General features: G+C 63.3%; 20 protein-coding genes. 8 read left to right on the forward strand and 12 right to left on the reverse strand.

Annotation, left to right across the window (positions count from 1 at the left end):
- Positions 1 to 9 precede the first annotated feature (9 nt).
- Both EN990_RS23405 and EN990_RS23410 read left to right on the forward strand, forming a co-directional pair.
- The gene (locus EN990_RS23405; RefSeq protein ID WP_024501530.1) at positions 10 to 915 is read left to right on the forward strand and encodes a LysR family transcriptional regulator; all 906 of its coding nucleotides are present in this window, start codon (positions 10 to 12) and stop codon (positions 913 to 915) included.
- 164 nt (positions 916 to 1079) lie between these two features.
- The gene (locus tag EN990_RS23410; protein ID WP_024501531.1) at positions 1080 to 2231 is read left to right on the forward strand and encodes a hypothetical protein; all 1152 of its coding nucleotides are present in this window, start codon (positions 1080 to 1082) and stop codon (positions 2229 to 2231) included.
- Here EN990_RS23410 and EN990_RS23415 read toward each other — a convergent pair.
- The 8 genes from EN990_RS23415 to EN990_RS23450 all read right to left on the reverse strand — a co-directional run bounded on the left by EN990_RS23415 (position 2226) and on the right by EN990_RS23450 (position 10498).
- Positions 2226 to 2771: a gluconokinase gene (locus tag EN990_RS23415; protein ID WP_063172530.1), complete on the reverse strand. Its 546-nt coding sequence runs from the start codon at positions 2769 to 2771 to the stop codon at positions 2226 to 2228. The two genes, EN990_RS23410 and EN990_RS23415, sit on opposite strands and share 6 nt — an antisense overlap.
- 2 nt (positions 2772 to 2773) lie before the next feature.
- The gene (locus EN990_RS23420; protein ID WP_013530866.1) at positions 2774 to 3760 is read right to left on the reverse strand and encodes an ABC transporter permease; all 987 of its coding nucleotides are present in this window, start codon (positions 3758 to 3760) and stop codon (positions 2774 to 2776) included.
- Positions 3757 to 4737, reverse strand: coding sequence for an ABC transporter permease (locus tag EN990_RS23425; protein ID WP_127370249.1), 981 nt, complete (start codon positions 4735 to 4737; stop codon positions 3757 to 3759). Before EN990_RS23425 ends, EN990_RS23420 begins: the two co-directional genes overlap by 4 nt.
- Complete coding sequence (locus EN990_RS23430; RefSeq protein ID WP_027160690.1) at positions 4734 to 6281, reverse strand: sugar ABC transporter ATP-binding protein; 1548 nt, start codon at positions 6279 to 6281, stop codon at positions 4734 to 4736. Before EN990_RS23430 ends, EN990_RS23425 begins: the two co-directional genes overlap by 4 nt.
- A 79-nt stretch (positions 6282 to 6360) precedes the next feature.
- Complete coding sequence (locus EN990_RS23435) at positions 6361 to 7488, reverse strand: sugar ABC transporter substrate-binding protein (RefSeq protein ID WP_013530863.1); 1128 nt, start codon at positions 7486 to 7488, stop codon at positions 6361 to 6363.
- A gap of 302 nt (positions 7489 to 7790) precedes the next feature.
- Positions 7791 to 8819, reverse strand: a complete 1029-nt coding sequence (locus EN990_RS23440) for a LacI family DNA-binding transcriptional regulator (RefSeq protein WP_024501536.1) — start codon at positions 8817 to 8819, stop codon at positions 7791 to 7793.
- A gap of 98 nt (positions 8820 to 8917) precedes the next feature.
- Positions 8918 to 9247 (reverse strand): hypothetical protein, encoded by a 330-nt coding sequence (locus tag EN990_RS23445; protein WP_063168517.1) that lies wholly within the window; start codon positions 9245 to 9247, stop codon positions 8918 to 8920.
- Between the two features lie 21 nt (positions 9248 to 9268).
- Positions 9269 to 10498 (reverse strand): MFS transporter, encoded by a 1230-nt coding sequence (locus EN990_RS23450; protein ID WP_013530861.1) that lies wholly within the window; start codon positions 10496 to 10498, stop codon positions 9269 to 9271.
- Positions 10499 to 10668: 170 nt separating this feature from the next.
- On the opposite strand from EN990_RS23450, the gene EN990_RS23455 reads away from it, so the two are divergent.
- The gene (locus EN990_RS23455; RefSeq protein ID WP_164753871.1) at positions 10669 to 10959 is read left to right on the forward strand and encodes a DUF3175 domain-containing protein; all 291 of its coding nucleotides are present in this window, start codon (positions 10669 to 10671) and stop codon (positions 10957 to 10959) included.
- A gap of 14 nt (positions 10960 to 10973) precedes the next feature.
- Here the strand turns inward: EN990_RS23455 and EN990_RS23460 are convergent, their stop codons facing one another.
- Positions 10974 to 11750 (reverse strand): FadR/GntR family transcriptional regulator, encoded by a 777-nt coding sequence (locus EN990_RS23460; RefSeq protein WP_024501538.1) that lies wholly within the window; start codon positions 11748 to 11750, stop codon positions 10974 to 10976.
- Between the two features lie 307 nt (positions 11751 to 12057).
- Entirely contained in the window at positions 12058 to 12954 is an 897-nt protein-coding gene (locus tag EN990_RS23465) for an NAD(P)-dependent oxidoreductase (RefSeq protein WP_127369158.1), read from the reverse strand.
- Positions 12955 to 13073: 119 nt separating this feature from the next.
- Between EN990_RS23465 and EN990_RS23470 the strand changes: the two genes are divergently transcribed.
- Positions 13074 to 14012 (forward strand): NAD(P)-dependent oxidoreductase, encoded by a 939-nt coding sequence (locus EN990_RS23470; RefSeq protein ID WP_063168519.1) that lies wholly within the window; start codon positions 13074 to 13076, stop codon positions 14010 to 14012.
- A gap of 24 nt (positions 14013 to 14036) precedes the next feature.
- Here the strand turns inward: EN990_RS23470 and EN990_RS23475 are convergent, their stop codons facing one another.
- Complete coding sequence (locus EN990_RS23475; protein WP_013530856.1) at positions 14037 to 14819, reverse strand: FadR/GntR family transcriptional regulator; 783 nt, start codon at positions 14817 to 14819, stop codon at positions 14037 to 14039.
- Positions 14820 to 15017: 198 nt separating this feature from the next.
- A complete protein-coding gene (locus EN990_RS23480) occupies positions 15018 to 16007 on the reverse strand; it encodes a sugar-binding protein (protein ID WP_013530855.1) in 990 nt (329 codons plus the stop codon).
- Between the two features lie 467 nt (positions 16008 to 16474).
- Between EN990_RS23480 and EN990_RS23485 the strand changes: the two genes are divergently transcribed.
- From EN990_RS23485 to EN990_RS23500, 4 genes are all read left to right on the forward strand, one after another.
- Positions 16475 to 17215 carry an ATP-binding cassette domain-containing protein gene (locus EN990_RS23485; RefSeq protein WP_013530854.1) on the forward strand — a complete coding sequence of 247 codons (741 nt, stop codon included), beginning with the start codon at positions 16475 to 16477 and terminating at the stop codon, positions 17213 to 17215.
- Positions 17216 to 17257: 42 nt separating this feature from the next.
- The gene (locus EN990_RS23490) at positions 17258 to 18256 is read left to right on the forward strand and encodes an ABC transporter permease (RefSeq protein WP_013530853.1); all 999 of its coding nucleotides are present in this window, start codon (positions 17258 to 17260) and stop codon (positions 18254 to 18256) included.
- 87 nt (positions 18257 to 18343) lie between these two features.
- Positions 18344 to 19111, forward strand: coding sequence for an SDR family oxidoreductase (locus EN990_RS23495; protein WP_127370376.1), 768 nt, complete (start codon positions 18344 to 18346; stop codon positions 19109 to 19111).
- 179 nt (positions 19112 to 19290) lie between these two features.
- Positions 19291 to 20088 (forward strand): AraC family transcriptional regulator (locus EN990_RS23500; RefSeq protein ID WP_164766149.1); only part of this gene is annotated, 798 nt, incomplete at its 3' end.

Here is a 20088-nt window from a genome sequence, read left to right on the forward strand (position 1 = left end):
GGCGCGAAAATGCAGAATCTCGAACCCATCCTCATTTTCACAACGGTCGCGGAAATGGGGAGCTTCACCCGCGCGGCCGATAGCCTGGGCATCCAAAAGGGGAGAGCCTCAACGGCGGTCCGCAAGCTGGAAGAAGATGTGGGTGTCAGGCTTCTGCACCGGACGACGCGCAGCGTGCGGTTGACGGAGGACGGACGCGCATTTCATGCCCGCGCCCGCGATCTGCTTGCTGAAGTCGATGATCTGCACTCGATGTTCGCAGGCGACCGCGTGGCACTTCGCGGCCGTTTGCGGGTCGACCTTCCGACCGAAGTGGCGCGCACAACGATCGTACCGGCTTTGCCGGATTTCATGGCGGCTCACCCCGAGTTGGAGCTGGAGGTGTCGAGTACGGATCGGCAAGTCGATCTGGTTCAAGAGGGGTTCGATTGTGTATTGCGGCTTGGACCCATTCGCGACGAGACCCTGATTGCCCGCCCGTTGGGCCTGTTGCGCATGGCCAACGCAGCCAGTCCCGCCTATCTGGCGCGCCATGGCGTGCCTCGATCGCTGGAAGATCTCCAGCGTCAGGAACATAGGGCAATTCATTTTTCGACGCTGCTGGGCGCGCGACCCTATGGATGGGAATATCCGGACGGCGACAGCTACGCGACGCTTCAGTTGCCAGGTGCGCTACACGTCAACAGCGCACAGACCTACGAAGCAGCGGCCCTCGCCGGCCTCGGCCTGATCCAGGCGCCACTCTTGGGCATTGGCCGATACTTGGAGAGTGGAGCGCTTGTCGAGATCCTACCCGATTTTCGTCGCCGGCCGCTCGCCGTGTCCCTCGTCGTCGCACATCGGAGCAATCTATCGCGCCGGGTCCGCGCGTTCATGAAATGGATCGAAGATGTGCTGACGCCATATATGGAATAGCGATACGACTATCTTCGTCCGGCCCTCGAAATCAACACTTCGTAAGCGGCGCGCTTGTCTTAAGTCTAGGGAAAGCGAAATTTGCAGAAGTCTCGAGCACGGACACCACCTTGCACGGCCCAAGCCGACGCAGTAAAGCGGGGTTCGAAGAACGGGCTGGACCGATGAGGCTGTGGTGGTTAGAAAAATCCCGCAAGGCCGCCCGCAAGCTGCCGTCGGCAGCCAGTTTCCGCACTGAAATCATCGCAGACGTCTTCGTCCCGGAACGGGCGGAGGATGTACGCTTCTTCAGCCGCAAGCTGGTTCGCCCTGGCCGGCTTCGCCGCTTTTCCAACAAGGATCTTCGCGAAGGCCTGCTGTCTATCTTCTATCTCGTGGTGGCGGCGGCACTGCCGGTGCGGTGGTGGGCGCCGATCTGCGGCCGCGTATCGAGGTTTCGCCTCAAGCGCCATATGCGCAAGGAATTCCCGGCCTACGCTGCCGCCACGCTCGCGGTGCTGGGCGATGGTATCGATGCACGCAAGCTGTTCGAGGGATTGCTGGCAGCGCGCCACCGCCGCCGCTTGCAGCTCGCCGCACATCTGGTGGCCGGCCGCTGGTCGCCGACGATCCGGCTGGAGGGGTTGGCGGGGCTGCGGTCGGCCTTGCAGCGCGGCCACGGCGCCATCCTCTGGTGCGATCAGTTCACCGCCCAGACCATCATCGGCAAGCGCGCGCTGTACGAGGCCGGTATCGAAGCGCATCAGGTGAGCGTCAACACCCACGGTATTTCCGAATCGGCGTTCGGCTTGCGTTTCCTCAATCCGCCGCTGATCGATGTCGAGAACCGGTTCCTGAAAAGCCGGGTCGCCTTTGATCGTGACGACGCCTATCAGGTCACCATCCGCATCCAGAAGATCCTGAAGCAGAATGGCGTGGTGACGATGACCAACACCGTCCATGCCGGCACGACCTTCACCGAGGCAGCCATGGGCGAAAGCGGCTGGACGCATCTCGCCTCGGCACCGGCGAATTTCGCCGCCAGGGGCAGGACCGCCCTGTTTGCCATGTCGACCTTCGAAGTGGTTCCCTTCATCGAATACCGGGCCGTGCTCAGCCCCGAGCTGACGCCGGAGGCATCTGTCAGCCCGGCAACGGACATGGCCAGGGATGGCGCCAAGAACATGACTGTGCAGGCGCACTACATCCTGCTCAAGCGCGACCGCCTGCTGGAAGCGCTGAAGCTCTACCCCGAGCAGATGCTGACGTGGTCCCGCCGGCAGCGGCTGACCGAGGTCTCGGACAGCATCGGCATCGGAATGGATGAAGGCTCATGACCGGCGTATCAGGCGGACCGCGGCGGCGACGAGCTCACCGACCGGGCGTGTGGCATTGAGTTTCGAGGCGCGCTCATCCGCAGCCGGCGGCTCGAGGATGGCGAACTGGCTGTCGACCAGGCTCGCCGGCATGAAGTGGCCCTTGCGGCTGCCGACGCGCTGCCTGGCCGTACCAGGGTCGATCTCCAGATAGAGGAAGACGATTTCCGGGCAGAAGCCGCTCAGCCGGTCGCGGTAGCTGCGCTTCAGCGCCGAGCAGGCGGCGACCACGCCGTTGCCCTGCCCCACCGACGCGGCGATGCGCTCGCCGATCGCGTTGAGCCAGCCTTCGCGCAGCTGATCGGTAAGCGGCTCGCCGCTTGCCATGCGTGCGACGTTTTCCGGAGGATGCAGCCTGTCGCCCTCGATAAAGGTAACGCCCAGAGCGGCGGCAAGCCCAATGCCCACCGCCGACTTGCCGCAGCCGGCGACGCCCATAACCACGATGGCCGGCACCGAGCCGGGGGCGCTCGTCGGCGCCTGTGCTGCCGCTTCGTCCACTGTCAGCGGCTTGCCGGCGCGCGGCCGTAGAGCAGCAGCATGGCGACGATGACGACACCGTAGATGATCTGCCGCCCCGCCTCCGGCATCTGCATGACCGACAAGATGGATTGCAGCAACGTGATGAGGATGACACCGGCGACAGTGCCGAGATAGGAGCCGCGCCCACCCAGGATCGAGGTGCCGCCAAGCACCACCGCGGCGATCGACGGCAGCAGATAAGCGTCGCCCATCGACTGCGCCGCCTTGGAGGCATAGCCGGCCAGAAGCACGCCGCCGAAAGCCGAGAGCCCACCGGAGACGGCGAAGGCGATCATCACCACGCGCCTTGTGTCGATGCCGGAGAGATAGGCCGCGCGCTCGCGGTTGCCGATGCCGTAGACGGTGCGGCCGAAGCCGGTCCGCGTCAGCACGAACACCATCGCGGCCCCGATCAGCGCCCAGATGATGACGGCGTTGGGCACGCCCGGAATGGCGAAACCGGTCGCCAGGTAGCGCATCGCGCCCGTCGCCGAATCCTGCGGCGAGAAGCCGCCGGTGTAGACCACCATCAGCCCCTGCGCGACAGCGTTGGTGGCCAATGTGATGATCATCGAGGGGATGCGCAGATAGGCGACGCCGATGCCGTTGACGACGCCGATCAGCATGCCGCAGATGATGCCGAACGGGATGGCCAACGCCACGCCGACCGGGCCGTACGCCGCCGCGGCGCAGGCCATCATGGCGCCCGCCGCCACCGCCCACGGCACCGACAGGTCGATCTGGCCGAGCAGGATGACCAGCATCATGCCTGTCGCGATGACACCGAGGAATGAAGCCACCTTGAGTTGCTGCAGGAGATATTCAGGCGACAGGAAGCTTCTGGAGTAGAGGCTGCCGAAGAACAGCAAAAGCACGATGCAGGCAAAGGCCGTCAGCACCGCCGGATCGGCGCGGCGGATGAATCTGGGCATGCGGCCGGCAATGCCGCCAAGCGTCGTTTCGCTCACAGGAACCACTCCAGCCGGTTGCGGACCCGAAACAGGGCGAAGGCGCCGAGGCTGACGGCGACCAGCAGGATAACGCCCTGGAACAGCGGCTGCCAGAGCGGATCGAAATCGAAGACGAACAACAAGTCGCCGATCGTGCGGAAAGCCAGTGCGCCGAAGATGGCGCCGATGGCGCTGCCCTTGCCGCCGAACAGCGAAACGCCGCCGAGCACCACGGCGGCGATCGAAAACAGCGTGTAGGAGTTGCCGCTGGCATAGGCCGCCTCACCCGTATAGGTGAAGAAGGTCAGGAACAGTCCGCCGATCGCCGCCAGCAGGCCGGCCAGCGTGTAGGCGGCGAACTTGCCGCGCCGGATCGGCACACCCGACATGTAGGCCGCCGTCTCCGATGAGCCTGCCGCGTAGGCGGCGCGGCCAAGCACCGAGCGGCTGAACGGCACCCAGATCACCAGCACGATGGCCAGCAGCACGACGAGACTTGCCGGCACCACGCCGAACACACGGCCGGTCAGCGCATCGGCCAGGTCCTCATTGACCGAGCCGCCCGGAAATGGCCGCAGCAACAGGCCGATGCCGTAATAGACGGCGCCTGTGGCAATGGTGGCGACAATCGGCTGCAGCCGGCCATAGATGACGATGGCGCCGTTGATGGCGCCGCACAGCAGCCCCACCGCCAGCACGGCGATGACGCCGAGCGTCGTCTGCATCGGCGTTCCCACCACCAGCCACGAAGCCAGGCAGTTGGTGAGGAGAAAAATCATGCCGACGGACAGGTCGATGCCGGCGGTGATCACCACCAGCGTCTGCGCCATGGCGACGAAGGCGAGCAGCACGCCCTTGTTGGCCGCCGTCTGCACCACATTGGCGGTGAAGCCGGCCGGATGGTTCGAGGTGTAGATGACGAACATGACGATGAAGATGCCGAACGCCAGCAGCGTTCCGCGCCGCTCGGCCAGCCAGTAACGCCAATCCTTCATGCGCCCACTCCCAGGCCCACCGGGCTGTCCTCGCCATGGATGTTGAGCGCGCTTGATATCAGCGCCCGCTCGGTGATCTCGGCGCCGACCAGCTCGCGCTTGACCGCTCCGTCGTAGAGCACCAGCACACGGTCGCAGCAGCCGATCAGCTCGTCATAGTCGGTCGAGTAGAACAGGATCGCCGCACCCGCGTCGGCCAGTTTGCGCATCAGCTGGTACAGCTCCTGTTTGGTGCCGACGTCGATGCCGCGCGTCGGATCGTTGAGCAGGATGATGCGCGGCTGGCGCATCAGCCATTTGGCGATGACCACCTTCTGCTGGTTGCCGCCCGAAAGCGCGCCGACCGGAATGTCGAGGCCCGCCGTCTTGATCGCCAAAAGGCCGACCATGTCGTCGATCAGCCGCTGCTCGGCGGCACGGTCGATGATGCCGGCTTTCGACAACCGGTCGAGGGCGGCGAAGGACAGGTTCTCGCGCACCGTCATCGGCAGCATCAGACCTTCGGTCTTGCGGTCCTCGGGAATGAGCGCCATGCCGATGCCGTCGTCGCGCGCAACGGATGGACTGGTGATCGACACAGGCTTGCCGTCGATCAGGATCTGGCCGCTGAGGCCGCGCAGCACGCCGAAGAAGGCGAGCAGCAATTCGCGCTGGCCCTGGCCGTCGAGGCCGCCAAGGCCGACCACCTCACCTGCCCTGACGGTCAGCGAGATGTCGTGCAGCCGGTCGGCCCATGAGAGCTTGCGGGCCTCGAGCCTGGGGGCCGCGGCGGCAGGCACGGCCGTCGGCTTGGGCGGAAAGATATGGCTGTATTCGCGGCCGATCATCAGTTCGACCACCTCATTGTCACTCTTCGAGCCGGCTGGATAGCTGGCGACATTGCGGCCGTTGCGGAACACCGTGCACTGATCCGCCAGTTCGGCGATCTCGTTCATGCGGTGCGAGATGTAAAGCAGCGCCAGCCCTTCCGAGCGCAGCCGCTTGAGCACCGCGAAGATCTTCGAGACATCCGCGGCAGTCAGCGCGGAGGTCGCCTCGTCGAGGATAAGGATGCGCGGCTTGCGTGCCAATGCCTTGGCGATCTCGACCATCTGCCGGCGCGACAATGGCAGGTCCTTGACCAGCGCCAGCGGGTGGATGTCGGCGGCGCCGGCACGAGCAAGTGCTTCTTCGGCGATGCGGCGCTGCGCCTTGCGGTCGATCATGCCGAAGCGTTTGGGCGGGTCGGAAATGACGATGTTGTCGGCAACGCTTAGCTCGGGGACAAGCGACAGTTCCTGGAAGATGCAGACGATGCCGGCCTTGTTGGCGGCACCCGGAGAAGCGAAGGTCGCCTCGCGCCCGTCCAGCGTCATGCGGCCCTCATCGGGCGCCACGACACCTGCCATGACCTTGATCAGCGTCGACTTGCCGGCGCCGTTTTCGCCGAGAATGGCGTGGATGCTGCCGGCTTCGACAACAAGCTCGGCCTTCTCCAGCGCGCGTACACCGCCATAGCGCTTGGATATGCCTTCCATACGAAAGAGCGGAGCCGCACCGTCCATCGGCCCTCCCAGGGCGATTGTGGAATTGAGACAAACGCCGCGGCTCAAGCCGCGGCGCCGGGTGACAGCCAGCGATGATTTACTGGTTTTCCTTGGTCTGACCCATGATTTCCTGGGCGCTGAAATTGATGCCGCAGGTCGGGAAGGAATTGCCGACGAAGAAATTGTCGGATTCCTTGGGGAAGTAATCCGTGCCTTCCTTCATGTTCGGGTCTTCGGCGATCGCCAGCGGCAGCTTCACCTCTTGTGGCACCACTTCGCCTTCGAGTGCGGCGATCGCGGTCTTGATGGCGACAGCGACCTGAGCCGGGCCCGAGCCCGCGGACGAGCACTTCAGCCCGTCGGCTGAATGCGCGGCGCAGAACTTGCGGAAGCCGTTCTCGGTCTCGCCGCCAAACGGCACGAACGGATGCTTGGCGTCGATCATCGCCTGCACGATGCCGGTGTCGCCGCCCTGCCCGGTGATGCCGTCGAACGGACCGTTGGTGGCGATCGCATCCGCAGTCACCTTCTGCGCCACGCCGTCATCCCATTTGCCGGCGACTTCGGTCACGTCCCACTTCTTGCCGGACGCATCGAAGACCTCGTGGATGCCGTTGTGACGATCGGTGTCGACGGAGGTGCCGGCGACGCCGCGCACTTCCAGGATCTTGCCGCCGTTCGGTATCTTGCCGACCAGCCACTTGGCCCACAATTCGCCAAGACCCTTCTGATCGACATTGACGTTGATGGCGTCCTTGGTGTCGAGAATGTTGTCGAAGGCGACCAGCACGATGCCCGCTTCCTTGGCACGCTTGATGACCGGACCGAAGGCCGTCGGGTTCTGGGCGTCGGTGACGATGGCGTCATAGCCGGAATCGATGAAATTGTTGATCGCCGAGATCTGTGCCGGCACGTCCTCGCCCGTCGAGACGACCTTGAATTCCTTGATCTTGGCTTTGACTTCAGGTTGCGCGGCGTAGGCCTTGGCCGTCTGCACCATCTGGATGCGCCAGGTGTTGGCGATATAGCCATTGGCGAAGGCGATGCGGAACGGCCCTTCCTTCTTGGGATATTTGAAGAATTTGGTCTCCGCGCTCCACGGCGCGAAACAGTCCGCCTGAGCGGCGGGACCCGACACGATTTCGGGTCCGGCGGCCATGGCGGCCGAATTGAGCATGACGAATGCAGTGGCGGCAACGACGCCACCAACGAGTGACTTGATCATCGATAATCCTCCCGATTGCAGTTCTGATTGTTCGTTTCGCAATGCGAATTTTTCGCGCGATGGACCGGCACCTCCCGCCTTGCCATGCGCTTCCTCGGCCGCCCGTGATGGCCGACCCGGTACCTCCCTTGTCGCCGCCAGCGGGGCGAAAACTATCATATTATCCATAATAAACAAGTATTAGTTGTCGCTTATGTATAATAAACAGGTGCGACCTGTCGTTCATGCACCTGCCTGTAGGAGATGGTAGCGCTACCAAATTGGCGTGTAAACCGGCATTCGCACAGTCGCTTCTGTGCGTTTCAACGCGCCGTGCTCTCGCGGCGCTTGAGCTCGAAACCGAGGTCTACGATCCGTTGCTCCGGTCTTTTGCCGGCGATCGCAGCAAGCGCCATGGCGACGGCACGCCGGCCGATCTCATAACGATGGGTGCGGATGCTGGTGACCGAAGGAAACGCCACCTGCATCATGTCGAGATCGTTGAAACCGACGATGCCGATCGTCTTCGGCACCGCGATCGAGGCGCGATGGCATTCGAACAAGACGCCGAGCGCGATGTCGTCATTGTTGCAGAACACCCCGTCGAGTGTCGGCACCTTGGCCAGCGCGTCGCGGAACATCTCGCGGCCGAGCGACACGCTGGACAGCACCGGCGTGGTGGTGACGAGGCGCGGGTCGAACAGGCCCGCGGCCTCCATCGCCGCGCGATAGCCGGCAAGGCGCCGCTGCGAACGCGGATCCATGCGCGCGCCGATGAAGCCGATGCGGCGATAGCCGGCCTCGATCAGATGCTCGGTCGCCGCCCTCCCGCCATCGAGATGCGAGAAGCCGACCATCATGTCGACCGGATCGGGACCGGTTTCCATCACCTGCACCACAGGGCAGCCGGCACTTTCCAGCAGCTTTCGCGAAGCCGGCGTCTGATCGATGCCGGCGACGATCAGCGCCGCTGGCCGTTGCGAACCGAACAGCTGCAGCAGCCGCTCTTCCTCGAGGCCGGAATAGTGGGTGTTGCCAAGCTGGATGCGGAACGGGCTGGCCGACAGGCTGTCATAGATGCCGCGCACCACCTCGGCGAAGACGTTGTTGGTAAGCGACGGCACCAGCACGCCGAACACCTCGGCGCGCGCCGAGGCCAGCGCCCGGGCATTCGGGTCCGGCACGTAGCCCAGTTCGTCGACGGCGGCCTGGATCTGGCGGCGCAGCTCTTCGGACACACGCTCCGGCTCGCGCAGGGCGCGCGACACGGTGATGGCGCCGACGCCGGCCTTGCGCGCGACATCCGCGATGGTCGGGCGGCCGCCGCCCCGGCGCGTGCGCGGCTTGGTCAAAATCGAGTCCTCGCAAGATACAGATCGGAAGCCATCGCGCCCGCAGCCGTCATATGTTGTCAAAGTGGGATATTTATCCGCGCGCTTCCTTCTCGACGCTAGGTCAATGTCCGCTCCCCAAAGAGAAAAATCAGCAGAGAAAGAAGACCAAACGAGACTAAAAATCCGGCCCATGCTCCAAACAGGAGCTTGCGAAGCGATCGGAATTCGTCAGCAACAAGAAATCTGTTGAAACGGCTATTCCTGCGGCCGGCTCGCTCGCTCCAACCAAGTGATCTTTCCTCAGTAGTGTCTACAAGCGCTCCGGTTCTGCCGAGCACCAGGATAATCGAATAGAAAATTGCGGCGGCGCCTGCGAGGCATCCCGCGGCGCAGGCCCACACCGCTATTGTTAGAAGAATGGGCTTACCGTGAAGATCGAGATGCATTTTGTGCGCCCGGAATAAGGCTTAAGCTGCAACCGTCAATGATCGCCGCGACCGCCACAATAACAGAACGATCGCCAGTATATTCAAAATATTCCAGGCAATGCCGTTCAGGAACGCAGCCGCATAAGAGCCGGTCAAATCGTAGATCCAGCCCGACATCCAGCCGCCGATCGCCATGCCGAAGATGGTCGCCATCATGACGATGCCGATACGCTGGCCGGCCTCTCTGGCCGGCATATAATCGCGCACGATGATCGCGTAGCAAGGCACGATGCCGCCCTGCGACAAGCCGAACACCAGTGACACCACATAGAGCGAGGCAAGCCCGTCGAACGGGATGTAGAACAGCAGCGACAGGCACTGCAGGACCGAGCCGATCATCAATGTCCACACGGCGCCGATACGGTCGGCGAGGAAGCCGGACGCCAGCCGGCTGACGACGCCGCCCGCCATCATGATCGACAGCATGTCGGCGCCATGTGCGACGCCGTAGCCAAGGTCCATGCAATAGGCGACGATATGCACTTGCGGCATCGACATCGCCACGCAGCAGCCGAGCCCGGCGACGACCAGCAGCACCTGCAAGGCCGCCGGCGACAGCGAGATCGGCTGCACCGACCGGCTTCCGGGCGAACCCGCGACGGCCGCCGCCGGGGCACCGCGCCGCAGCATCAGCACCAGCGGCACCATTGTCACCAGGCAGAAGATGCCGATTGCCGCATAGGTGAAGCGCCAGCCCTCCGCCTTCATCAGCGTCGGCATGATGGTCGGCCACAACGCCCCGGCAAGGTAATTGCCGGCCGCCGCCGCCGTGACCGCAACACCGCGACGGCGGTTGAACCAGTGCGAGATATCGGCGATCAGCGGCCCGAAGATCACCGACGTGCCGATACCGATCAGCACCCCCTGGGCAAGCGTGAATTGCAGGATCGAGGTCGACAGCGCCGCGAGCAGCAGGCCCGCGGAAAGCGCAATCGAAGAGATCAGCGCCGGGATCCAGTAACCCATCCGGTCGATGGCGCGGCCGACCAGCACGTTGCCGGCGGCGAAACCGACCATGGTCGCCGTGTAAGGCATGGACGCCGCGGCGCGGTCGACGCCGAACTCGGCCTGCACGGCGGGCAGCACGACGACGACAGCCCACATGCCCACGGCGCCGATCGTCGCCAGCAGCATCGAGATGGCAAGCCGCATCCAGGCATAGGAGCTGTCGATGCCGGGGCCGGGCTGGAGGCTGTCGGTTCGGGTCAAGGCGTTTCCTGTCGGCGGTCTCGGAGATCGGCTGCCGTTTGCGCCACTATCGGCGCATTCTCAGGCCGCAGCAGCGCCACAGCGGGCAAATCCGTGACTCCAGAGCCAGGGCGGAACCGATGCCGATGTGCGGAGTTTCCCGGCAACCCACCCCGCAAAGGAGTCCTGCGATGACCGCCACCAGGAAAAAATGGTCGGCCGAGGTGACCGAGCACAGCAACGCAATGGATCTTGAGGATCACGTCTTCGAATCTGACGACGCCAGGAAGATCGCCGCCTCGCTGAAACGATCCGCCGAACACAGCCACAGGCGCAAGGCCGGGCCTTTCCAATCCGCCATGTCGATGCTGAATTTTTACATCAACCGCGCCGGCAAGAACTTGCCTGCCGCGCGCAAAAAAGTGCTTGAGGACGCCAAGGGCGAGCTGCGCAGCGCCTTCGGACGTGACAAGGATGATTAGCGGCCGGTCCAGCCCTACCGGGCGCGGATGACGCCGTCTGTGTTGGCGAGCAGTTTGCGCACAGCATTGCGCGCCGCGTCGGGGCGCTGCAGGCGGATGTTCTTCTCGATCGCCTCGTGCAGCTTCTGCGCGTGGTTGAGATCGTCGATCTCCCGTGTCGTATAGGCAAAGAGATGATCGAAGGCGGATTCGATCAGCACGCCGAGCGGCACCAGCAGGTCGTTGCCCGAAGCCCGCAGGATGGCGAGATGGAAGCGCGTGTCGGCGCGGGTCCGCTCCTGCAGGCTCGTCGCCGCGCCCATCTCACGGCAGGCCAGGCTGATCTCGGCCATCTGCTCGTCGGTTCTTCGCATCGCGGCGAACGCGGTCGCTTCCGGCTCGATGATATGGCGGAATTCCTGCACCGTTTTGAGGAACACTTCGCGGTCCGGCGACGTCGCGTACCAGGCCAGCACATCGCGATCGAGCAGGTTCCAGCGTTCCTTCGGCTCGACCCAGCTGCCGATCTTGGGACGTGAGGCCAAAAGGCTCTTGGCCATCAGCATCTTGATCGCTTCGCGCACCGCCGAGCGGCTGACGCTGAACGTCTCCGACCATTTCGCTTCATTGGGCAGGATGGTGCCAGGCGGATAATCGCCGCGCACGATCCTGAGGCCGATTTCACTGGCCAGCGAGGCGTGGACGCTGGAGCCGGGAATACGCGCGGCGTCCGCCCGGCGAACGCCGCCCGGACGGTCCCCGGAGGCCGCTTTCCCCAACGATTTTTCCTTGTTCGGCTTCGCGTCCCGCATGGGGTCCAGAAAGTCTGTATTAAGCAGGCTGTCAAGCGCGGCAAGCGGCTTGCATCGCAAAGCTGCCCGCTGTGCACAGATCAGCCCCGATCCGCCGCTTGATTGGCATGTCGATATTCAGGTCAGGCCGAGCCGAGAATGACGGATTTCGAGAACCGGAGCGCATCGTACTTTTGGGTACGTGAGCACCGGCCTATGCCGACCGTAGCCTTGACTGCCACGACCACTCATAAGTGCTTCGGCCGGCGAAGGCGGAAGCGCAGAAAGCCGTCATTCGCAGGCCGGCATCACCTGAGTGTCGACATGCCTAGGCCTGCTTGACGTATTTGCGCCAGCTATGCTCCGGGCGGAAGCCCAGCACGTCACGCGCCTTGCGGTTGGAGAGCAGCGTCTCGTATTCGCCGAGTTCGGCCTTGACCGGCACGCCGGGGTAGAACCGCTTCAAGAGTTCGGCTGTCGGCAGGTCGGACGAGGTGTCGTCATTGGCCGCGTTGAACACCTGATAGCCGAGCCCGTCCTTCTCTATGGCGCGCAGCGTGATCTGGCCAAGGTCGCGCGCGTCGACATAGCTCCAGGCGATGCGCTTGCGGAAACCCGGATCGGCGAACCATTTCGGAAACAGCGAATATTCGTGCGGCTCGATGACGTTGCCGATGCGCAGGGAATAAATGTCGGTGCCGTTGCGCTGCGCGAAGGCCCGCGCCGTCTTCTCGTTGACGACCTTGGACAAGGCATAGCTGTCCATCGGATCGACGTCATACTCCTCGTCGAGCGGGAAATATTTTGGATCGCGCGGCTCGTTGGCGAAGACCAGTCCATAGGTGGTCTCGCTGGAGGCGATGATTACCTTTCGAATACCGAGCTTAACCGCCGCCTCGATGACATTGTAGGTGCCGAGCGCATTGATGCGGAACACCTCGTTGTCGGTGGTGATCATGATGCGCGGGATGGCAGCGAAATGCACCACCGCATCGACCGGCTGCGGACGCAGCGAGGGGTCGAATTCATGCAGGCCCATATAGCTCGACAGTGCGTTGAACACCTGCCCGCTGTCGGTGATGTCGGTGATCAGCGTGCGCACCTTGGGGTTGTCGAGCGGCCTGGTGTCGATGTTGAGCACCTGGCAGCCTTGCTCGACCAGATACTGGACGACATGGCGTCCGGCCTTGCCGCTGCCGCCGGTGAACATGATCCGCTTCGTCATTTTGCTCTCCACATCCTCAGGAATTTATGTGTATTGTCAGACAATATCGCCATCCGCAACCACCCTCGCCTGCAAAACGGCAGCGCCTGACATCAATCATTGCAACAGGACTTGAAGACATGAACACGACTGCCGCGAGCGAAAAGATCGGCTTCATCGGGCTTGGCCTGATGGGCCACGGGATCGCCAAGAACATCGTCGACAAGGGCTACAGCCTGACCTTTCTCGGCCGCAAGAACCGCAAGCCGGCGGAAGACCTGCTTGGCCGCGGCGCCACCGAAGCATCGACCTCGCGCGATGTGGCGGCGGCATCGACAATCGTCTTCATCTGCGTCACCGGTTCGCGCGAGGTCGAAGCCATCATTCGCGGCCCGGGCGGCCTCAAGGAGGGTTTGAAGAAAGGTTCCGTCGTCGTCGACTGCTCGACCTCCGACCCCGTCTCGACCATTGCGCTTGCCGCTGAACTCAAGGCGCTCGGCATCGATTTTGTCGACGCACCGCTCAGCCGCACGCCGAAGGAAGCCTGGGAAGGCACACTCGACGCCATGGTCGGCGCGCCGGACACCCTCTTTGCCAGGGTGAAACCGGTAATCGAAACCTGGGCCGGCCGCATCGTCCATATCGGCGACACCGGCGATGGCCATCGCATGAAGCTGCTCAACAATTTCATCTCGCTCGGCTACGCCGCGATCTATTCCGAGGCACTGGCACTGGCTGAGAAGGTCGGCATCTCGCCGCCGCGCTTCGACAGCGTCATCCGCAATGGCCGCATGGATTGCGGCTTCTACCAGACCTTCATGCGCTGGACGCTGGAAGGTGACCGCGACGCGCACAAATTCACCATCGCCAACGCCTTCAAGGACCTGACCTATCTGGAATCGATGGCGGGTGCGGCCGGCATTGCCAACCCGCTCGGCAACGCCACCAAGAACGCCTTTGCCGGTGCCCACGCAACCGGCCCGGCCGAGCAATTCGTACCGATGCTGGCAACGCATATCGGGAAGGTGAACGGCGTCGACCTGATGCCGATGAAGGATGGCAAGAAGCAGACCATTTAACCGATTGCCCAACGCAGGCGTCGATCACCGCCTCCAGCGCCCGATCCCTTCATCGGTATCCGCAAGCAGCTTGTGCACGGCGTTGCGCGCGGCGGCCGGGCGCTGCAGGCGGATGTTCTTTTCGATCGCCTCATGCAGCTTCTGCGCCTGGCGCTGATCGGCGACCTGCTGTGTCGTGAATGCGAAGAGATGGTCGAGCGCCGACTCGATCAGCACGCCGAGCGGCACCAGAAGGTCGTTGCCGGAGGCGCGCAGGATGGCCAGATGAAAGCGCGTATCGGCGCGGATACGCTCCTGCAGGCTCAAGGCTTCGCCCATCTCGCGGCAGGCCTGGCTGATTTCCGCCATTTGCTCGTCACTGCGCCGTATGGCTGCAAAGGCCGATGCTTCCGGCTCGATGATATGACGAAACTCCTGCACGGTTCGCAGGAACGCCTCGCGGTCGGGCGCCGTCGCGTACCAGGCCAGCACGTCGCGGTCGAGCAGGTTCCAGCGCTCCTTCGGCTCGACCCAGCTGCCGATCTTGGGGCGTGAAGCCAACAGGCTTTTCGCCATCAGCATCTTGATGGCTTCGCGCACCGCCGAACGGCTGACATTGAAGATCTCGGCCCATCTGGACTCGTTGGGCAGGATGGTGCCGGGCGGATAGTCGCCACGCACGATCCGCAGGCCGATCTCGCCGGCCAGCGAGACATGGACGCTCGCTCCGGCAAAATGCGCGGCACCGGCCTTGCGCATGACAGCCGGGCCGTGGCTGGCTTGTGCCTTGGCCCGGTCGGTTCGCTTGCTTGACTTCTCGTCCGGCATCCACGTTCCAATGCGTCGACCGTCTGTCGTCCGGACTGGTCCGAACCGCACGGGCGCCGATCTCGTTGCCGAAAAATCCAGATCACGGGCGCAGCAAAGCCGGAGCCGGTTGCCCCAACCATTGCGTCCGTTCGGGAATTATCGCTTCCGTCCAGGAATGACGGGGCGCCCGCAGCCGGGCGCCCCGAAATCGAGAACCTACTTCTGGATGCAGGTGTCGACCGTATCCTTGGTGCACTCGTCGAGGCCGGTGAACACCGGATCGGCGACCGCCTTGCCTTCGATCAGGTCGATCATCACCGACGGTGCCTTGTAGCCCATTTCGAACGGCCGCTGGCCGACCAGAGCCGTTACAAGGCCGTCACGAGCGATCGCAATCTCGTCGCCGATCGTGTCGGCGGCACCGATGACGAAGTCGTTGCTGGCGATCCGGTCCTTGAGCGGTCCGAACAGATCGCGATAGGGCTGCGGCGCGCCGAACAGCGGCCAACCGCCCATGATGCCGAAGGCGTCCAGCTTGGGGTTGGCGGCGAGGATGTCGGTCATCGCCTGCACGCCCTTGGCGCCATCGTCGTTGGTGAACACCGGGCAGCCGGCGACTTCGGTCCAGCCACCTTCACCGGCAAGTGCGGCGAGGCCCTCCTTGCCCGACAGTGCGTCACGCATGCCTTGCGCGCGGCGCAGGATGTTGTCGGCTGCCGGGTTGCCTTCGATGGTGCAGATCGTGCCACCATTCGGCTTGCCCTTCTTGATGTACTCGCCGATCTTCTTGCCCATCAGGTAATTGTCGGTACCGAGATAGGTCTTGCGAAGACCTGCGTCTTCCTTGCTGAGATCGGCATCGACCGTCATGATCGGGATCGACGGATTGGCACTCTTGATCGTCTGCGCGATCAGCGGCGCGTTGGACGGCGAGATCGCCATCGCCACCGTGTCGGCCTTGCTCAGCATGTCCTGGACGATCTGCGCCTCGCCGGCCTCGTCCGAAGTCGACGCCGGACCGGTGTAGAAGCATTCATATTCCGAGCTGGCGTTTTCCTTGTTCCATTTCTCGCAGCCCTGGTGGATGGCCTCGAAGAACGGATTGTCGAGACCTTTCACGACAATGACGAGCTGTTTCTTGGCCAAAGCCGGCCCGGCACCCAACGCCATGGCGGCGACGGCGGCGAGCAAAAGTGTTTTCCTCATGTCAGTCCTCCCTTGAAACAAACGGACACGGCGTGCCCGCCATACAGATCGACCGGATGCGTGATGACCGAGGGTCGTTTCGCGAGCGCTCGTGTCGCCAGGACAGATCGATAAGCATTTCCAGATTCGGCTTCAGATCAGCTCACACACAGGTGCCGCCGGATCCTGGACCGTCAAACCTCCGCCAATTCCGGCCGGCGAACCGCCAGCGAGGATCGGCATAATCTCCTCCGACGCTTAGCTAATATCGGCTTGGCGCCAACGTCAATGCTATTTGTCCTACAAAACGGATTTTTAAAATAGTCCTGGCCCAATTCGTCCGACAATTGATTGACGTGCGCCGGCTTTTGCGTAAAAGAACGCTAACGCCGTCTTCGGGAGGAGCCGGGGAGAGCGAGGCCAAAGCAGCGTCGGCATCCACGCCGGTAACAGCTGCAGGTCGCAAAAGCACGGGGAGGCAAAGGCTGGTGGCGGTTCTCGAACTCACCAACATCTCAAGGCATTTCGGCGCTATCCAGGCCGTCAACGACGTTTCGCTGTCGATCGAGCCCGGACAGGTGGTCGGCCTGATGGGCGACAACGGCGCCGGCAAGTCGACGCTGGTCAAGATGATCGCCGGCAATTTCCGCCCGAGCCATGGCACCATGCACATGGACGGCAAGGAATTGATCCTGCACAAGCCGGCGGAAGCCCGCCAGCACGGCATCGAGATCGTCCACCAGGACCTTGCGCTCTGCAACAATCTGACTGCCGCCGCCAATGTCTATCTCGGCCGTGAGTTGCGGCGCGGCGTCGGGCCGTTCCGGATCCTCGACTATGCCTCGATGTACAAGCGTGCCGGCCAGCTCTTCGCCGAATTGAAGTCCGAGACCCGTCCGCGCGACCTCGTCAAGCAGATGTCGGGCGGCCAGCGCCAGGCGGTGGCGATTGCCCGCACCATGCTGTCGCAGGCCAAGATCGTGCTGATGGACGAACCGACGGCGGCGATCTCGGTGCGCCAGGTCGCCGAAGTGCTGAACCTTATCCGCCATTTGCGCGATCAGGGCATCGCCGTCGTTCTGATCAGCCACCGCATGCCTGACGTGTTCACCGTCGCCGACCGCGTCATCGTCATGCGGCGCGGGCGCAAGGTCGCCGACAAGACGATTGCGTCGAGCTCGCCCGAGGAAGTCACCGGGCTGATCACCGGCGCTATCGAACAGGTTTGATTTCAAGCGAATTCCACCACGCACAGCAGATGAAGGTCGACGATGGCACTGACAATTGACCAGCCGATCGAGCATAAGCAGCAATCCTTGGCCGCGAGACTGTTTGCCAGCCAGACTTTCTGGGTGGTGATCGCGGTCATCCTTGCCTGCGTGTTCCTGTCGTTTGCCACCGACGCTTTCGCCACCTCGAAGAACCTCTACAACATCACCCGCAACATCACCTTCGTCGCCATCATCGCGCTCGGCATGACCTTCGTCATCATCACCGGCGGCATCGACCTGTCGGTCGGCTCGGTGCTGTGCCTGTCGTCGATGGTGCTGGCCGTCACCATGCATGCCGGCTACTCGATCGAGGTCGGCATCCTGGCCTCGATTGCCACCGCGCTCGCCATTGGCGCCTTCAACGGCGTGCTGATCGCCTATCTCGGCTTTCCACCCTTCGTGGTGACGCTCGGCATGCTGTCGATCGCCCGAAGCCTCGCCATGGTCGCCTCCAACAACACGGTGGTCTTCCAGTTCGGGCCGGACCATGCCAAGCTTCTGTCATTGGGCGGCGGCGCCTGGGTGTTCGGCATCGCCAACCCGGTGCTTTACATGATCCTTCTGGCGCTGATCACCGGCTTCATCCTGCGCTGGACCAAGTTCGGCCGCCATATCTTCGCCATCGGCGGCAATGAGCACGCGGCAACGCTGACCGGCGTTCCGGTGCGCCAGATCAAGGTTGCCGTCTACATGATCTCGGCGCTGTCGGCGGGCATTGCGGGCATCATCCAGACCGGCTGGCTGGGTGCCGTCACCACCAATCTCGGCACCGGCATGGAGCTGCAGGTAATCGCCGCCACCGTCATCGGCGGCGCCAATCTGGCCGGCGGCGTCGGCACCGCCTTCGGCGCCATCGTCGGCGCGGCCCTGATCGAGGTGATCCGCAACAGTCTCGGCCTGCTCGGCATCAATGCCTTCTGGCAAGGCGTCTTCATCGGCGGCGCCATCCTGCTGGCGGTGCTGTTCGACCGCATCCGCAATTTCCGCCGCAGCGACTAGAACCATGATCCCGAAAAGTGGAAACCGGTTTTCTCGGACAAACGGAACCGTTTGTCCGGAGATCATGGTCAAACAAAAGACGGTTTGATGGCCAACTCCCTGTTCAGCCTCGAGGGTCGGCTGGCGCTGGTGACCGGCTCCGGCCAGGGCATCGGCTTCGCGCTGGCTCGGGGCCTGGCCGAACATGGGGCAAGCGTGGTGCTGAACGGCCGCGACGCCGCCAGGATCGACAGCGCCGTCGAAAAGCTGCGCAACGCCGGCTTCAAGGCGCACGCCTCGGTATTCGACGTCACCGACTTTCAGGCGGTCAACGAGGACATTGCCCGCATCGAGGCCGAGATCGGCGCCATCGACATCCTCATCAACAATGCCGGCATACAATTCCGCGCCCCGCTCGAGGACTTTCCCGAGGAGCAATGGGAGCGCCTGTTCAAGACCAATGTGTCGGGCGCCTTCCATGCAGCCAAGGCGGTCGCCCGCCACATGATCCCGCGCCGCAAGGGCAAGATCATCAACGTCGGTTCGGTGCAGAGCGAACTGGCAAGGCCGAACATCGCGCCCTACACCGCCACCAAGGGCGCGATCCGCAACCTGACAAGGGGCATGTGCGCCGATTGGGCCAAACACGGCCTGCAGATCAATGCGATCGCGCCCGGCTATTTCCGCACCGAGATGAACCAGGCGCTGGTCGACAATCCCGAATTTTCCGCCTGGCTGGAAAAGCGCACGCCGGCCGGGCGCTGGGGCAATGTCGACGAGTTGATCGGCGCCGCCGTGTTTCTGGCGTCAGATGCCTCGTCCTTCGTCAACGGCCATACGCTGTATGTCGATGGCGGCATGACGGCTTCGGTTTGAGGTTGGCAATTCTCCCGACCGCCATTCGTTCCAGTGCGTATCGCTCAGTCTGAAAATCCGGCCTCACTGGCCGTCATTCGCCCTCGCCGCCCCCGCGCGTCTTGACGCGGCCCCGAACTCGGCCGCACAATCCCCACTGCAGGCGAAGGGAGGCCAGTCGCCTGCGGGAGGATATACCCATGACGGAAGCGATCAGGCTCTACTGGGGCCGGTTCGGACATGTTTCTATCCTGAATGTCGCAAGCGACTTCGTCACCCATGCCCATGTCGAGGCCCATCTCATCATCTGGCTGGAAGGTACGGCCGGCGAAATGACCATCGGCCGCGAGACCGTCCGGCTTGGACCTGGAACGGCCGCCGGCATCAACTCCTTCCAGCCGCACAGCCATGTTCTGTCGCAAAACGGGACGCCCGGTCTGTTTCTCGCCTTCTACATCGATCCCGACTGGGCGCGGCGCCGCCGCGACCTGCCTTCGTCGGCGCCGCTGTTTTCACAAGCCGCGATCACGCTGGAACCGTGGCTGCATCAGGCCGCCGCCAATCTGCTCGACCACCTCAGCGACAATGAGAGCGTCGACGATATCGCCAACTACGAGATCGAGCGTTTCATCGATAGCGTGCTCGACGCCGCCGACGCCTCGGCGCCGCAGGAGGCCCGTGTCCGCATCAACACCATGCAGGATTTTCGTGTCCGCAAGGCAATCCAGTTGATGAGAGCCAATGTCTGCGAGCGCATCTGCTTCGACGACGTGGCGCGCAGCGTCGGCCTGTCGCGACCGCATTTCTTCGCTTTGTTCAAGGAACAGACCAATCTGACGCCCAATGTCTACTGGAACACGCTGCGCATGGAGGAAGCGGTGCGGCAGCTGCAATGGTCGCAGGAACCGCTGATCTCCGTCGCCTGCAATCTCGGCTTCACCACGCAAGGCAATTTCTCGCGCTTTTTCCGCGACCATGTCGGCGTGCCGCCGACGCTC

The organism is Mesorhizobium sp. M7A.F.Ca.US.005.03.1.1, from assembly GCF_003997975.1.
Classification (GTDB): Bacteria; Pseudomonadota; Alphaproteobacteria; order Rhizobiales; family Rhizobiaceae; genus Mesorhizobium; species Mesorhizobium ciceri.

What these genes read in the sequence shown, in the direction of transcription:
- EN990_RS23465 (WP_127369158.1), bottom strand. Translation starts at nt 12,954, where the DNA reads ATGACGAAGCGGATCATGTTCACCGGCGGCAGCGGCAAGGCCGGACGC.
- EN990_RS23470 (WP_063168519.1), top strand. Translation starts at nt 13,074, where the DNA reads ATGAACACGACTGCCGCGAGCGAAAAGATCGGCTTCATCGGGCTTGGC.
- EN990_RS23405 (WP_024501530.1), top strand. Translation starts at nt 10, where the DNA reads ATGCAGAATCTCGAACCCATCCTCATTTTCACAACGGTCGCGGAAATG.
- EN990_RS23460 (WP_024501538.1), bottom strand. Translation starts at nt 11,750, where the DNA reads ATGCGGGACGCGAAGCCGAACAAGGAAAAATCGTTGGGGAAAGCGGCC.
- EN990_RS23435 (WP_013530863.1), bottom strand. Translation starts at nt 7,488, where the DNA reads ATGATCAAGTCACTCGTTGGTGGCGTCGTTGCCGCCACTGCATTCGTC.
- EN990_RS23490 (WP_013530853.1), top strand. Translation starts at nt 17,258, where the DNA reads ATGGCACTGACAATTGACCAGCCGATCGAGCATAAGCAGCAATCCTTG.
- EN990_RS23480 (WP_013530855.1), bottom strand. Translation starts at nt 16,007, where the DNA reads ATGAGGAAAACACTTTTGCTCGCCGCCGTCGCCGCCATGGCGTTGGGT.
- EN990_RS23455 (WP_164753871.1), top strand. Translation starts at nt 10,669, where the DNA reads ATGACCGCCACCAGGAAAAAATGGTCGGCCGAGGTGACCGAGCACAGC.
- EN990_RS23430 (WP_027160690.1), bottom strand. Translation starts at nt 6,281, where the DNA reads ATGGACGGTGCGGCTCCGCTCTTTCGTATGGAAGGCATATCCAAGCGC.
- EN990_RS23495 (WP_127370376.1), top strand. Translation starts at nt 18,344, where the DNA reads ATGGCCAACTCCCTGTTCAGCCTCGAGGGTCGGCTGGCGCTGGTGACC.
- EN990_RS23425 (WP_127370249.1), bottom strand. Translation starts at nt 4,737, where the DNA reads ATGAAGGATTGGCGTTACTGGCTGGCCGAGCGGCGCGGAACGCTGCTG.
- EN990_RS23410 (WP_024501531.1), top strand. Translation starts at nt 1,080, where the DNA reads ATGAGGCTGTGGTGGTTAGAAAAATCCCGCAAGGCCGCCCGCAAGCTG.
- EN990_RS23445 (WP_063168517.1), bottom strand. Translation starts at nt 9,247, where the DNA reads ATGCATCTCGATCTTCACGGTAAGCCCATTCTTCTAACAATAGCGGTG.
- EN990_RS23475 (WP_013530856.1), bottom strand. Translation starts at nt 14,819, where the DNA reads ATGCCGGACGAGAAGTCAAGCAAGCGAACCGACCGGGCCAAGGCACAA.